This window comes from Bordetella parapertussis (assembly GCF_020735925.1).
GTDB classification, from domain to species: Bacteria; Pseudomonadota; Gammaproteobacteria; order Burkholderiales; family Burkholderiaceae_B; genus Bordetella; species Bordetella pertussis.
On record NZ_CP085971.1, the window covers coordinates 832393 to 847494 of the forward strand.

Annotated in this window: 10 protein-coding genes and 1 other RNA gene; 10 read left to right on the top strand and 1 reads right to left on the bottom strand. The window is 71.5% G+C overall.

Features of this window, described 5'->3' with window-relative positions; genetic code table 11:
* Window positions 1–6 precede the first annotated feature (6 nt).
* The 10 genes from LK409_RS03995 to LK409_RS04040 all read left to right on the top strand — a co-directional run bounded on the left by LK409_RS03995 (window position 7) and on the right by LK409_RS04040 (window position 14013).
* Window positions 7–2667 carry a PD-(D/E)XK nuclease family protein gene (locus LK409_RS03995; RefSeq protein WP_010927910.1) on the top strand — a complete coding sequence of 887 codons (2661 nt, stop codon included), beginning with the start codon at window positions 7–9 and terminating at the stop codon, window positions 2665–2667.
* A gap of 12 nt (window positions 2668–2679) precedes the next feature.
* Window positions 2680–6084: a UvrD-helicase domain-containing protein gene (locus tag LK409_RS04000; RefSeq protein WP_010927911.1), complete on the top strand. Its 3405-nt coding sequence runs from the start codon at window positions 2680–2682 to the stop codon at window positions 6082–6084.
* Between the two features lie 439 nt (window positions 6085–6523).
* Window positions 6524–6621: signal recognition particle sRNA small type (gene ffs / locus LK409_RS04005), an RNA gene on the top strand.
* Window positions 6622–6787: 166 nt separating this feature from the next.
* On the top strand, window positions 6788–8914 hold the full coding sequence (locus LK409_RS04010) for a DNA polymerase III subunit gamma/tau (RefSeq protein ID WP_010927912.1): 2127 nt from the start codon (window positions 6788–6790) through the stop codon (window positions 8912–8914).
* A 46-nt stretch (window positions 8915–8960) separates the two neighbouring features.
* Complete coding sequence (locus LK409_RS04015) at window positions 8961–9287, top strand: YbaB/EbfC family nucleoid-associated protein (RefSeq protein WP_003809572.1); 327 nt, start codon at window positions 8961–8963, stop codon at window positions 9285–9287.
* A 49-nt stretch (window positions 9288–9336) separates the two neighbouring features.
* Window positions 9337–9945 carry a recombination mediator RecR gene (gene recR, locus LK409_RS04020; RefSeq protein WP_003809574.1) on the top strand — a complete coding sequence of 203 codons (609 nt, stop codon included), beginning with the start codon at window positions 9337–9339 and terminating at the stop codon, window positions 9943–9945.
* A gap of 74 nt (window positions 9946–10019) precedes the next feature.
* Entirely contained in the window at window positions 10020–11270 is a 1251-nt protein-coding gene (locus LK409_RS04025) for a CaiB/BaiF CoA transferase family protein (protein ID WP_010927914.1), read from the top strand.
* 105 nt (window positions 11271–11375) lie between these two features.
* Window positions 11376–12413 (top strand): ABC transporter substrate-binding protein, encoded by a 1038-nt coding sequence (locus tag LK409_RS04030; RefSeq protein WP_010927915.1) that lies wholly within the window; start codon window positions 11376–11378, stop codon window positions 12411–12413.
* Entirely contained in the window at window positions 12406–13215 is an 810-nt protein-coding gene (locus LK409_RS04035; protein ID WP_004568207.1) for an ABC transporter ATP-binding protein, read from the top strand. Before LK409_RS04030 ends, LK409_RS04035 begins: the two co-directional genes overlap by 8 nt.
* A 3-nt stretch (window positions 13216–13218) precedes the next feature.
* Window positions 13219–14013 (top strand): ABC transporter permease, encoded by a 795-nt coding sequence (locus LK409_RS04040; protein WP_010927916.1) that lies wholly within the window; start codon window positions 13219–13221, stop codon window positions 14011–14013.
* A gap of 41 nt (window positions 14014–14054) precedes the next feature.
* On the opposite strand, the gene tal is transcribed toward LK409_RS04040, so the two are convergent.
* On the bottom strand, window positions 14055–15017 hold the full coding sequence (gene tal, locus LK409_RS04045; protein WP_010926156.1) for a transaldolase: 963 nt from the start codon (window positions 15015–15017) through the stop codon (window positions 14055–14057).
* Between the last annotated feature and the right edge of the window lie 85 nt (window positions 15018–15102).

The window sequence follows — 15102 nt, forward strand, 5'->3', positions numbered from 1 at the left end:
GGGCCCATGTCGGACGACTTCCGCACTGATTTTCCATCCTGCACGTTGCGCGATCTCGGCGAACTGCCCGCGATCGACACGCTGGTGCTGACCGTCAACAACAGGCTCTCGCGCCGGCTCACGCTGGACCTGGCCGCGCAGCTGCGCAGCGAACGCCAGGTCAGCGAGCTGCCGCGCATCATGCCGCTGTCGGCCTGGCTGGCCGATTGCGCCGCCGAGCTCGCGTTCGACGAGCGCTACGAAGTGCCGGCCTACCGTCTGTCCAGCTTCGCGACCCAATTGGTGTGGCGCGAAGCGATCCGCCTGGAAGAGGCCGATCGCGCGCTGCTGGACGCCGACCAGGCCGCGCGGCTGGCGCTGGACGCGGACCTGCTGGTCGACGAGTGGCAGGCGCATGTGCCGGCCGGCGCCGAGACCGACGAGTACCGCGGGTTCTCGCGCTGGCGCGCGCGCTATCGCGCCATGCTCGGCGAGCTGGACGCCGAGGATGCCAACCAGGGCTACGAGCGCGTGCTCGAGGCGCTGCGGCAGGGCGCCTTGCGCGCGCCGCGCCATGTGGCGCTGGCGGGCTTCGTCGATATCTCGCCGCGCTTCGCGCGCCTGCTGCGCGCGCTGGCCGATGGCGGCGCCGACGTGGTGGCGTGGCGCGACGCCGTGCGCGAGCCGGCTTGGCCGCAACGCTTCGAGGCCGCCGATCGCGGCGCCGAATGGCGCGCGGCGGCGCGCTGGGCGGCCGACCGCCTGCGCGCCGATCCGCGCGGCCGCTACGCCATCGTGTCGCCGCAGCTGGAGGCCGAGGCGCCGTTCGCGCGCCGCGTGCTGGGCCAGGCGCTGGCCGGCCAGGACGCGCCCTTGCCCTTCAACGTGGCGGTGGGCCGGGCGCTGGACGAGTGGCCGGCGGTGCGCGCGGCCCTGGCCTGGCTGGCGCTGCTGGCCGAGGTGGCCGCGCGCGGCGCGGCTGAGCCCGCGCTGTTCGGCGCGGCCCTGCTGGCCGGCCATTGCGCCGGCGACCTGCAGGAAGGGCCGCGCCATGCGGCGCTCGATGCGCGCTGGCGCCGCCAGGCGCTGGCCCATGTGGGGCCAGCCGACTGGCAGCGCGGCCTGGAGGAGTGCCCGCGCCTGGCCGAGGGGTGGTCGCAGGCCATGGCAATCTGGCAAGCCGGCCAGCGCAGCGATACCTGCGACGCCTGGGCGCCGCGCTTGAAGGCCGCCCTGACCGCGCTGGGCTTTCCGGGCGAACGCGCGCTCGACAGCGTGGCCTATCAGGTCATGGGGGCGCTGGGCGACCTGCTGGCCGAATTCACGGCGCTGGCGCCGGCCGCCGGCCGCCTGGATGGGCGCGCCGCGGTGCGCCTGCTGGCCAGCGCGGCGCGCGCCGGCTCGTTCCAGCCGCAGCGCGATCCGTCGGCGCGGCTGGACGTGCTGGGCCTGCTCGAGGCCGAGGGCGGCGCCTGGGATGGCATCTGGGTGCTGGGCCTGACCGGCGACGTCCTGCCGGCCTCGCCCAAGCCCAATCCCCTGCTGCCGCTGGCCGTGCTGCGCCAGGTCGGCGCGCCGCGCGCCACGCCCGAGCGCGAGCGCGAGTGGGCCGAAGGCATGTTCATGGCCTTGCGCCGCTGCGCGCCGGAGATGATCGCCAGCCACGCCGCCATGGACGGCGAGCGCGAGCTGCGGCCCTCGCCGCTGATCGCGCGCGCGGCGCCGGCCGATTGGCAGCCCGGCGCCGACGCGCAAGCCGCCGCGCTGGAGCAGGAGATCCTGGACGACAGCCAGGGGCCGCCGCTGGAGGCCGAGCGGCAAAGCCGCGGCGGCCTGGACGTGCTGGATACCCAGGCGCGCAATCCCTTGTGGGCCTTCGTGCGCCATCGCCTGGGCGGACGCGCCATGGCGCCCTATGCCGACGCGGCCACGGTCAGCGTGCGCGGCCAGTTCCTGCACCGCGCGCTCGAACTGGTGTGGCGCATGCTGCCCGACCAGGAGGCCTTGCACGCCGCGATGGCCGAAGGCCGTCTGGCGGCGCTGGTCGAGCAGGCCATCGGCGAGGCGGCGCGTACCGAACTGGCCGGCTATCCGGCGGCGCTGCGCGAACTCGAGTGCGCGCGCGCGACCGCGGTGCTGGCCAACTGGTTCGACAGCGAGGCGCAGCGCCAGCCGTTCGAGGTGGCGCAGATCGAACAGGAGCACAGCTGGCAGCGCGGCGCGCTGGCGCTCAAGGTGCGGCTGGACCGCATGGATCGCCTGGCCGACGGCCGCGCGCTCATCGTCGACTACAAGACCGGCGCGGCGCCGGGCCGGCCCGAATCCGATTGGGCGCGGGCGCGCCCGGTCAACCTGCAATTGCCGTTCTACGCCTCGGTACTGGCCGATGGCGCGGACACCGAGGTGGCCGGACTGATGCTGGCGCAGATCCATGCGCGCCAGGTCAGCGCGCAAGGCCTGGCGGCCGACGACCTGGGCATCGAAGGCGTCACGCCGGTCGAGCAGAGCAAGGCGTTCGAGGGGCAGCCATGGCCGCGCATCCTGCAGCGCTGGCGCGCGGCGGTCGAGATGCTGGCCGACGAATACGCCAATGGATACGCGGCCAACGTGGCGCTGCGCCAGGACGACCTGAAGTTCTGCGACGCGATGCCGTTCCTGCGCCTGCACCTGGACGACGAGGATGCCTGAGGGCCGCCAGCCATGACCGAACCCGAACGCTTGCCGCATGACCACGCCGCGCGCCGCCAGGCGCTGGACCCGTCGCGCTCGTTCCTGGTGCAGGCGCCGGCGGGTTCGGGCAAGACCGAACTGCTGACCGACCGCATTCTCGCCTTGCTGGCCACCGTGACGCGGCCCGAGGAAATCGTCGCCATCACTTTCACGCGCAAGGCTGCCTCCGAGATGCACGCGCGCGTGCTGCACAAGTTGAGCCTGGGCGCCGGCGAGCCGCCGCGCTCGGCGCACGAGCGGCGCAGCTGGGAACTGGCGCGCGCCGCCCTGGCGCGCGACCAGGAGCAGGGCTGGCACCTGCTCGATCACCCGGCGCGGCTGGCCATCCGCACCATCGACTCGTTCTGCGCCGGCCTGGTGCGCGGCATGCCCTGGCTGTCGGAACTGGGCGGCATGCCCGATATCGCCGACGATGCGCGCGCGCACTACGAGGCGGCGGCGCGCGCCACGCTGGAACTGGCTGACGAGCACGACGCGGTGCGCGCCTTGCTGGCGCACCTGGACGTCGACGTGCAGGCCGCCAAGGAAGCCATCGCCGCGATGCTGGGCCAGCGCGACCAATGGATGCCGTTGCTGCAGTTCGGGCTGGACCGCGATGGCCTGGAAGCGTCGCTGGCCGAGGCGCTCGAACACGAGCTGGACAGCCTGTGCGGGCAATTGCCGCGCGGCTGGAGCCAGGCCTTGTGCGGGCCGGCGCGCCTGGCCGCGGCGGCGCTGGCGGGCAGCGGCGATGCGCGGCTGGCGGCCTTGCAGGATTGGGACGCTCCCTTGCCGCCCATGGCCGAGGCGCTGGACCAATGGCGCGCGCTGGCGCATCTGCTGCTGACCGGCACGGGCGCCTTGCGCAGCCCCAAGGGCGTGAACAAGAACCTGGGGTTTCCGGCCGGTTGCGACCACAAGGAGCCGTTCACTGCCTGGCTGGCCGCCTGCGATGGCGGCGCGCCCTGGGTGCGCGCGCTGGCGGCGGTGCGCGACATGCCCGATGCGTATTTCTCGGACGCGCAATGGGATGTGCTGAGCGCGCAGCTGACCACGCTGGCGCTGTCGGTGGCGCAGCTGCGCGTGCAGTTCGCGCGGGCCGGCGAAGTCGACTTCATCGAGATCGCCCAGCGCGCGGCCTACGCGCTGGGCAGCGGCGACGATCCCGGCGAATTGCTGCTCAAGCTGGACGCGTCGATCCGCCATCTGCTGATCGACGAATTCCAGGACACCAGCCAGGGCCAGATCGACCTGTTGGCCACGCTGACCGCCGGCTGGCAGGACGGCGATGGCCGCACGCTGTTCCTGGTGGGCGACCCGATGCAGTCCATCTACCGTTTCCGCAAGGCCGAGGTCGGCCTGTTCCTGCAGGTGGCCGAGCAGGGCGTGGGCCAGATCCGGCCGGGCTTTCTGCAGCTGACCGACAACTTCCGTTCGCAGGGCGGCGTGGTGGATTGGGTCAACCGCGTGTTCGCGCAATTGCTGCCGCGCGCCAATGACGCGGATTCCGGCGCCATTGCCTACAGCCCCTCGACCGCGTTCCACGAGACGGCGCCGGGCGAGGCGGTGCGGTTCCACCCCGCCTGGGAATGCGGCGACGCCGCCAGCGCCGAGAGGCAGGCCGAGGACATCGTGGTCGGCCTGGTGCGCGCGGCGTTGGCCGAGCACGAAGGCAGCCGCCATCCCGTCGCGATCCTGGTGCGCGCCCGCAGCCACCTGGGCAGCCTGACGCGCCGCCTGGCGCAGGAAGGAATTCCCTGCCGCGCCGTCGAGCTGGTGCCGCTGGGGCTGCGGCCCGTGGTGGCCGACCTGGTGCAGCTGGCGCGCGCGCTGGCGCATCCGGCCGACCGGCTGGCCTGGCTGTCGGTGCTGCGCGCGCCATGGTGCGGCCTGACCCTGACTTCACTGCAACGCCTGTTCGGCGCCGATCAACAGACGCCGGTGCCCACGCTGCTCGAACGCGCGCTGCGCGGCGCGGCGCGCTCCGAGGGCGGGCAGGGCAGCCTGTTCGATGCGCCGGCGCCGGGCTGCCTGGCCGAGCAGGCGCTGGCGCCCGACGAGTACCGGCGCCTGCGCGCCGTGGCGGCGATCCTGCTGGATCGCGCCAATGACGCCGGCCTGCTGCCGCTGGCCGCCTGGCTGGAGCAATTGTGGCGGCGCCTGGGCGGGCCTGGCCTGTATCCGGGATCCAGCGCGGCCAGCGATGCCGAAAGCCTGTTCCAGCTGATCGAGCGGCTGGCGCCGCACGGCGGACTGGACGCCGGCTTGCTGGACACCGCGGTGGCGCGCCTGTTCGCCGCGCCGCAGGCCACCGGCGAGCAGGGCACGGTCGAGATCATGACCATGCACAAATCCAAGGGGCTGCAGTTCGATACCGTCATCCTGTACGGCCTGCATCGGGCGCCGCGCGGCGACCAGGCGCCGCTGGTGCGTTTCGAGCAAAGCGGGGGCAGAGTGCTGCTCGGTCCGATCAAGCCGCGCGCCGAAACCGAGGCCGACCCGGTGTCGCGCTACCTGGGCGCGCGCGAGGCGCGCCGCGCCGCCTACGAAACCGACCGCCTGCTTTACGTGGCGGCCACGCGCGCGCGCCAGCGCCTGCATCTGGTGGCGCACGTGGCGGTCGACGCGGCCAGCGGCCAGGCCCGCACGCCCGCGTCGGCCAGCCTGCTGGGCCGGCTGTGGCTGCACCTGCCGGTGCCGCAGCCGCCCGACGTGGCGCAAGACCAGGCGGCGGCCACGGGCGAGCAGCCGGCGCTCGTGGGCGAGCCGCTGCGCCGCCTGGCCGGCGCCGGGCTGGCGAGCCTGGCGGCCCGGACCTTGCCGCGCGAGGCCGCGGCGGGCGCGTACGGCGGCGGGCAAGGCGCCGAGCATCCGTCCTGGCAACTGGAAGCGGGCTATGACGCGGCGGTCGGCACGCTGGCGCATGCCTGGCTGGCGCGCATCGGCGGCGACGGCCCGCAGCACTGGTCGGCCGATGCGCTGGCCGTACGCCTGCCGGCCATGCGGCGCCAGCTGACCCGCGCCGGCATCCCGGCCGGCCAGGCCGACGCCGCCGCGCAGGCCGTGCTGGATACGCTGCAGTCCACGCTGGACGACGAGCGCGGCCGCTGGCTGCTCGGCCAGGCCCGCGCGCGCCGCGAATGGCCCCTCATCGACGCCGCCGGCCGCGTATCGGTCATCGACCTGGCGCTGAGCACCGAAGATGGCTGGCTCATCGTCGACTACAAAACCGGCCGTCCGCACGAGCACGAGACGCCCGAACAATTCGCGATCCGCATGCGCCAGCGCCATGGCGAGCAACTGATGCGCTACTGCGCCCAGGTCACCGCCCTGGACGGCCGCCCCGCCCGCGCCGCCCTCTACTTCCCCCGCGCACGCGCCTGGATCGACCTGTAGAGTCGGGAGCCAGTCCTTGCGGGGGCAGATACCGTCCTGGCAGGCTAGCGTTCGTGGCGTATGGCGGTGTGCCTGTCCCCGTGGGGACAGGTACGCGCACGGGCAGGCGGCACCCGCACGGGCGGGCGCCAGTCCTCATGCGGGACAGGCGCCCTTTGCCGGAGTTGTCGCTTCCCGCACGGTGACAGGCGCCGGAGTGGATCACGGCGCAAGGCCGCGCCATCCCCGCCAGGGGATAGGCGCAGGCCGCCCCAAGCAGCACCCCACCGTAGCCAGACGCACAAACCGTCGCTCCACACTACCCTCCCACCACCCCCTCCCCCTCGGGGGGAGGGCTGGGGAGGGGGCCCACCCCCTTGCCCCGACGGCCCGACCGGACCCTGATGGGTCCGGTCGGGCCGGGGCCCGCCAGCTACGCATTCTGTTAGAATGCGTAGCTGGCGGGCCCCTTCGCATGGTTCGGCGGTGAATCTGGTCAGGTCGGGAACGAAGCAGCCATAGTCGTTCAGAACCAGTGCCGGAGTAAGGCTCGCCTACCGGTATCCCTGAAAGGGGCGCCGTGACCGGAATGTATCGCGATCCAGGCGGATCGCATCATTCCTGGTTGCGGCGCCCCTTTTGCATTCCGGCGGGCGCGTTCGCGCGCCGGTCAGTGAACCAGCGCGCCGTGCCGGGCGCGCGCAACTGGCTCTACAATCCGCCCATGACTTATCTGGTACTGGCCCGCAAGTGGCGCCCGCGATCCTTCGATACCCTGATCGGGCAGGATCACGTGGTGCGCGCCCTCACGCACGCGCTGGACACGCAGCGCCTGCATCATGCCTGGCTGTTCACCGGTACGCGCGGGGTCGGCAAGACCACCCTGTCGCGCATCCTGGCCAAGTCGCTCAATTGCGAGAACGGCATCACGTCCAAGCCTTGCGGCCAATGCCGCGCCTGCACCGAAATCGATGCGGGCCGCTTCGTCGACTACCTCGAGCTCGATGCCGCCTCCAACCGCGGCGTCGAGGAAATGACCCAGCTGCTCGAGCAGGCGGTCTACGCGCCGGGGGCTGGCCGCTTCAAGGTCTACATGATCGACGAAGTGCACATGCTGACCGGGCATGCCTTCAACGCCATGCTCAAGACGCTGGAAGAGCCGCCGCCGCACGTCAAGTTCATCCTGGCGACCACCGACCCGCAGAAAATCCCGGTCACGGTGTTGTCGCGCTGCCTGCAGTTCAATCTCAAGCAGATGCCGCCCGATGCGATCGTGGGGCATCTGCAGGCGGTGCTGGGCGAAGAGCAGATCGGCTTCGAAGTGCCGGCGCTGCGCCTGATCGGCCAGGCGGCCGGCGGTTCCATGCGCGACGCGCTGTCGCTGACCGACCAGGCCATTGCCTATAGCGCCGGCAACCTCAGCGAAGAAGCGGTGCGCGGCATGCTGGGCACGATCGACCAGCGCCATCTGGTACGCCTGCTGGATGCGCTGGCCTCGGGCGACGCCGCCGGGGTGCTGGCGGTGGCCGATGAGCTGGCGGTGCGCGGCCTGTCGTATGCCGGCGCGCTGGCCGACCTGGCGGTGCTGTTGTCGCGGGTGGCCATCGAGCAGCGCGTGCGCGGCGCCTTGCCGCAGGACGATCCGCTGACCGAGGACATTACGCGCCTGGCCGCCGCCCTGCATCCCGATGCGGTGCAGCTGTTCTATTCGGTGGCCGTGCACAGCCGTGGCGAGCTGACGCTGTCGCCCGACGAGTACGCCGGTTTCGTGATGGCCTGCCTGCGCATGCTGGCGCTCAATGGCGAGGCCGGCCCGGCAACGGCCGTGCAGGCGCCGCGCGCCGACACGACGCCGCGGGCCGCGGCGCCCGCCGCGGCGGCGCCGGCCGAAACCCGGCCCGAACCAACGCCTGCGCTTGCGCCGCAGGCCGCCGCGGCCCCGCGCGCCGTAGCCCGATCCGAATCAAAGCCGCAGCCCGCGCCCGAGCCTGAACCCGAGCCTGAACCCGAGCCTGAACCCGAGCCTGAACCCGAGCCTGAACCCGAGCCTGAGCCAGCGTCCCGGCCCGCGGCCACGCCGGTTGCGGCGACGCCGCCGGCTGTCGCCGAACCCGAACCCGTGGCGGCGCCGACGGTCCAGGCCCGCGCCGCCGAGCCCGCGCCAGTGCCGCCCTGGGAGGACCTGCCCGAGGCCGTGGCCGCCCCCGCGCCGGCCCAGCCCGCGGCCGCGCCGGCGCCGGTCGTGGCGGACGACGACGGTCCGCCGGCCTGGGTCGACGAGGCCATTCCCGACGAGGCTGGCGGCGGCTTCGCGCCCGAGCACAGCTTCACCGCCGATCCGGACGACGAATTCGAAACGCTGGCGCCCGCGCCCGCGGCCATGCCGGCGCCACGGGCGCCGACGCCACGCCGCGAATCCGGCGGCCGTGGCCGCGCGGCGCGGTCGCGCCTTGCGGACATGTCGCCGGCCGGCTGGCCCGAGCTGGTTGCGCGCTTGCCGGTCACCGGCCTTGCCGCCGAACTGGCGCGCCAGAGCGAGTGGGCCGGCGTGCAGGGCGACGCGGTGTTGTTGCGCGTGGCCGTGCGCACGCTGGCCGAAAGCGAAAGCCGCGTGCGCCTGCAGACTGTGCTGTGCGAACATTTCGGCCAGGGCCTGCGGCTGGAGATCGAAGTTGGCGTCACCGGAGACGGCACCGCGCATGCGGTGGCCCAGATCGAACGCGCGGCGCGCCAGCAGGCCGCCGAAGACGCGGTGGCGGTCGATCCCTTCGTGCAGGCGCTGGTCGCCGATTTCGGCGGCCGCGTCGTGCCCGGCTCGATCCGCCATGTAGACAATCCGCCGGCCGCCTGAGCGGCGCCGGCCAGACTCAATCCCCTAATCCGAGGAAGCATCGATCATGATGAAAGGACAACTCGCCGGCCTGATGCGCCAGGCGCAGCAAATGCAGGAAAACATGAAGAAGGCGCAGGACGCGCTGGCCGAGATCCAGGTCGAGGGCGCCGCGGGCGGCGGCCTGGTCAAGGTCACCATGACCTGCCGCCATGACGTCAAGCGGGTGGCCATCGACCCCAGCCTGCTGGGCGAGGACAAGGACATGCTCGAAGACCTGGTGGCCGCGGCGTTCAACGACGCGCTGCGCAAGGCCGAGGCCACTTCGCAGGAAAAAATGGCGTCGGTGACCGCCGGCATGCCGCTGCCCCCGGGCATGAAGCTGCCGTTCTGATAGCGCCTTGGCGGCCCGCCGGGCCGCCGGGCGCGCTGCTGTCTGCGCGATGGATCCCCAACTCCCCGAACCCGAACCGCTGATCGCCCTGATCGAGGCGTTGCGCCGCCTGCCTGGCGTGGGCGTGCGCTCGGCCCGCCGCATGGCCTATCACCTGCTGCAGCACGACCTGCAGGGGGCCGACATGCTGGGCCGCGCGCTTTCCGGCGCCGTGCAGCACCTGCGCCATTGCGCGCGCTGCAACAGCTTTACCGAAGACGAGGTCTGCGCGACCTGTGCCAATCCCAAGCGCGATCCCGGCCTGCTGTGCATCGTCGAGACGCCGGCGGACCAGAACATGATCGAGTCCAGCCACGGCTACCGCGGGCTGTACTACGTGCTGATGGGACGCATCGCGCCGCTGGAAGGGGTGGGACCGCGCGAGCTCGACTTCCAGCGCGTCATCGAGCGCGCCTGCGACGGCGTGGTCCAGGAAGTCATCCTGGCCACCAATTTCACCGCCGAGGGCGAGACGACGGCCCACTTCCTGGGCGATGCCCTGAGCGAGCGCGGCCTGAAAGTCACCCGGCTGGCGCGCGGCGTGCCGGCCGGCAGCGAGCTCGAGTATGTCGATGCCGGCACCATTGCCTGGGCCTTGATGGAGCGCCGTTCGACCTAGCCGCCGCCTGACCCGCGCCGCCGGGCGCGCAACCGAGGCGGCGCAAGACCGCCCCCTACGAGGAAGACAGTCTCATGTCCGCGCTGAAAGGACTCAAGGTGCTGGAGCTGGGCACGCTGATCGCCGGGCCGTTCGCGGCCCGCATGTTCGGCGAGTTCGGCGCCGAGGTCATCAAGGTGGAAACCCCGCACGGCCCCGATGGCACGGGCGGCGGCGATCCGATCCGCAGCTGGCGCCACCTGCACCGGGGCGATTCGCTGTGGTGGACCGTGCAGGCGCGCAACAAGCAGTCCATCGCCCTCAACCTGAAGGACCCGCGCGCGCAGGAGATCGCGCGCAGGCTGGCCCTGGAGGCCGACGTCGTGGTCGAGAACTACCGGCCCGGCGTGCTGGAGAAATGGGGGTTGGGCTACGAGCAGCTGCGCGCCATCAACCCGGCCACCATCATGGTGCGCCTGTCGGGCTATGGCCAGACCGGGCCGCTGCGCGACCTGCCGGGCTTCGGCGCGATCGGCGAGTCCATGGGCGGGCTGCGCTATGTCTCGGGCCATCCCGACCGTCCGCCGGTGCGGGTGGGCATCTCGATCGCCGATTCGCTGGCCGCGCTGCACGGCGTGATCGGCGCGCTGATGGCGCTGCGCCATCGCGACGCTACCGGCGGGCGCTGGAACGGCGCCACCGGCGAGCAATGCCAGGCCGGCCAGGGCCAGATGGTCGACGTGGCGCTGTACGAGTCGGTCTTCAACATGATGGAAAGCCTGGTGCCCGAATACGACGTGGCCGGCGTGGTGCGCGAGCGCACCGGCGGCGCGCTGCCGGGCATCGTGCCGTCGAACACCTACACCACGCGCGATGGGCAGAACATCGTCATCGCCGGCAATGGCGACGCCATCTTCCATCGCCTCATGCTGGCGATCGGACGCAGCGACCTGGCGCACGACCCGCAGCTCGAGCGCAACGACGGGCGGGCGCGGCGCGCCACCGAGATCGACAGCGCCATCCAGCGCTGGTGCGACACCCACACCATCGAGCAGGCGCTGGCCACGCTGCGCGCCGCCGATGTGCCGGTGGGCAAGATCTACAGCGTGGCCGATATGTTCACCGATCCGCAGTTCCTCGCACGCGGCATGATCGAGCAGCATCACTTCCCCGATGGCTCGCCGGTCAAGCTGCCGGCGGTGGTGCCCAAGCTGTCGGAAACCCCCGGCGGCACGCGCTGGCTGGGGCCGCGCTTAGGGGAACATACCGAGGAAGTCCTGAGGTCGCTGGGGTATGATGCAGCGGCGATTGCCGAGCTGGCGCAGACCGGGGCAATCGGGCGCTGAGCGCCCGTCGCGGCCGCGCGGGCGGCTGCCCGAAACCGCAGCAACCAGGAGATCGGCCGCGCCTGGGGCACACCGCCCGCGGGCGGCCCCATAGGAGACGAAAGCATGTCAGTCACCCGTCGTGAACTGCTCAAGCTGGCCGGCGCCGCCGGCGCGATGAGCCTGGCGCCCGCGATCGTGCGCGCCCAGAAGCTGGAAAAGGCCAAGGTCCAGATCGCCGTGGGCGGCAAGCCGCTGATCTACTACCTGCCGCTTACCATCGCCGAGGTCAAGGGCTTCTTCAAGGACGAGGGCCTGGACGTCAGCATCGCCGACTTCGCCGGCGGCTCCAAGGCCTTGCAGGCCGTGGTCGGCGGCAGCGCCGACGTGGTTTCGGGCGCCTTCGAGCATACGCTGAGCCTGCAGGCCAAGGGCCAGTTCTACCGCGCTTTCGCGCTGCAGGGCCGCGCGCCCATGATAGGCGTGGGCGTGTCCAAGAAGCACCTGCCCGGCTACAAGGGCCCGGCCGACCTCAAGGGCAGGAAGATCGGCGTGACCGCGCCCGGATCCTCGACCAACATGGTGGTCAACTTCTTCCTGGCCAAGCATGGCCTGAAGGCTTCGGACGTCTCGTTCATCGGCGTGGGCGCCGGCGCCGGCGCGGTCACCGCGCTGCGCAGCGGCCAGATCGACGCGATCTCCAACACCGACCCGGTGGTGTCCATGCTGGAGACCAGCGGCGACATCCAGATCATCGTCGACACCCGCACGCTCAAGGACACCAAGGAGATTTTCGGCGGCAACATGCCGGCCTGCCTGTACGCGCCGCAGGCCTTCGTCGACGCCAACCCGAACACCGCCCAGGCGCTGACCAACGCCATCGTGCGCGCCGACAAGTGGATCCAGAAGGCCGGCGCCGACGAGATCGCCAAGGCCGTGCCCGAAGGCTATCTGCTGGGCGACCCGGCCGTCTACAAGGCCGCCATCGGCAAGAGCATGGAAGGCCTGTCGCCCGACGGCGTGATTCCCGAGGACGGCGCGGCCACCGCGCTCAAGGCGCTGGCCGCCTTCGTGCCCGATTTCGATGCCGCCAAGGTCGATCCCGCCAAGGCCTGGACCAACGAGTACACCCGCCGCGCCAACGAGAAGTACCCCAATGGCTGAAGCCGCGCTGTCGCTGGAAGGCATTACCTGCACGTTCATCGCGCGCGAGGACCGCAGCCGGCGCTACACCGCGGTGCAGGACACCAGCCTGGCGGTCGCGCCGGGCGAATTCGTGTCCGTGGTGGGGCCCACCGGCTGCGGCAAGTCCACGCTGCTCAACGTGGGCGCCGGCCTGCTAGCGCCGTCCTCGGGCACGGTGCGCGTGTTCGGCCAGGCGCTGGCCGGCATCAACGAGCGGGCCGGCTACATGTTCCAGGGCGAGGCGCTGCTGCCGTGGCGCAGCGCGCTGGAGAACGTGGTGGCCGGCCTGGATTTCGCCGGCGTGCCGCGCGCCGAGGCCGACGAGCGCGGCCGCGAGTGGATGCGCAGGGTAGGGCTGGGCGGCTTCGAGACGCGCTACCCGCACCAGATGTCGGGCGGGATGCGCAAGCGCGTCATGCTGGCCCAGACGCTGATCCGCGATCCCGACATCATTCTCATGGACGAGCCGTTCTCGGCCCTGGACATCCAGACCCGCCAGCTGATGGAGAACGAAGTGCTGGACCTCTGGATGGCCAAGCGCAAGGCCGTGCTGTTCATCACGCACGACCTGGACGAGGCCATCGCCATGAGCGACCGGGTGATCGTGCTGTCGGCCGGCCCGGGCACGCATCCCATCGGCGAGTTCGCCATCGACCTGCCGCGGCCGCGCGACGTGGCCGAGGTCCGCACCCATCCGCGCTTCGTCGAACTGCATGCCGCCATCTGGGGCGTGCTGCGCGAGGAAGTGCTCAAGGGTTATGCCCAGCAGAAGCGAGCCTGAACCATGTCCAAGCTGATCAAGCCGGGCTCGCTGAGCCTACGTTTCTGGCAACTGCTGCTGTTCGTCGTCATCCTGCTGGTCTGGCACGCGGCCTCGCGCGATCCCAAGGTGGCGTTCTTCTTCGGCGAGCCGCTGAAGGTATGGGGGCGCATATGGGCCTGGTTCGTCTCCAACGGCGATATCTATGGCCATCTGTGGGTGACGCTGTCCGAGACCGTGCTGGCGTTTTTCATCGGCACCGTGAGCGGACTGGGCTTCGGCCTGTGGCTGGGCCTGTCGCCCGGCACCAGCGCCATTCTCGATCCCTACATCAAGGCGGCCAACTCGATGCCGCGCGTCATCCTCGCGCCCATCTTCGGCATGTGGTTCGGGCTGGGCATCTGGTCCAAGGTGGCGCTGGCGGTGACGCTGGTGTTCTTCATCGTCTTCTTCAACGTCTACCAGGGCGTGCGCGAAGTCAGCCCGACGCTGCTGGACAACGCCCGCATGCTGGGCGCGCGCCGGCGCCAGCTGCTGCGCCACGTCTACCTGCCGTCGGCCACCAGCTGGGTGTTTTCCAGCCTGCACACCTCGGTGGGCCTGGCCTTCGTGGGCGCCGTGGTGGGCGAATACCTGGGCTCGGCCAGCGGGGTGGGCTACCTGATCCTGCAGGCAGAGGGCACTTTCGATGTGAACACGGTTTTCGCCGGCATCGTGGTGCTGACCGCCTTCGCGCTGCTGCTCGACTACGTGGTGGGGATGGGCGAGAAACGCCTCATGAAGTGGCAGCCCAAGTCGGGCGAAACCGAAAAACTCTAGCCGGCGGCGCGGGCATGCCCATGCCCGCGCGCCGCATCGGGCTAGGCCGCGCCGTGCGATTCGATCAGCGCGTCCAGCTTGCGCGCATCGGCCACGAACAGGCGGATGCCCTCGGACAGTTTCTCGCTGGCCATCGCGTCTTCGTTGAGCTGCGTACGGAACGCCACCTCGCCGCCATCCAGGCGGACCGCGTCGGCGTCGTCATGGCCGGCCTGCGGCGACAGCGCGGCGGGCACCTCGCCCTCGGTCTGCGACAGCCGGGTCAGCAGTTCCGGGCTGATCGTCAGCAGGTCGCAGCCGGCCAGCGCCAGGATCTGGTCCACGTTGCGGAAGCTGGCGCCCATGATCTCGGTCTCGATGCCGAAGCGCTTGTAATAGCGATAGATGCGGCTGACCGATTGCACGCCCGGATCGTTGGCGCCGCGGCGCGCATCCTCGACCCACTCGGCGCCGGCGTTCTTCTTGTGCCAGTCGTAGATGCGGCCGACGAACGGCGAGATCAGCTGCACGCCGGCGTCGGCGCAGGCCGCCGCCTGCGGCAGGCAGAACAGCAGCGTCAGGTTGCAGCGGATGCCCTCGGCCTGCAGCACGCGCGCGGCCTGGATGCCCTCCCAGGTGGAGGCGATCTTGATCAGCACCCGCTCGCGCGGCACGCCGGCCGCCTGGTACAGGGCGATCAGGCCGCGGGCGCGCTCGACCGTGGCGCGCGTGTCGAAGGACAGGCGCGCATCCACCTCGGTGGAGACCCGGCCCGGCACGATATCGAGGATCTGGCGGCCGAACGCGACCAGCAGGCGGTCGGTGATCTCGGCCGGCGAGGCGCCCTGGTGCGCGCGCGCCGTCTGGACCAGCAGCGGCCGGTACGCCTCCTGCTGCACGGCCTTGAGGATCAGCGAGGGGTTGGTGGTGGCGTCGGTGGGGCGCAGCGCACGCATCGCTTCGAAATCGCCGGTATCGGCAACGACAACGGTATGGCGGCGCAACGCTTCGAGTTGGCTGGGCATAAGGCGAATCTGAGCGGACAATGAGTGGCGGAACCCCTAGGGTAGCACCCCGTCGCGCATGGGCCGGGCAACGGCTGGAAAATTT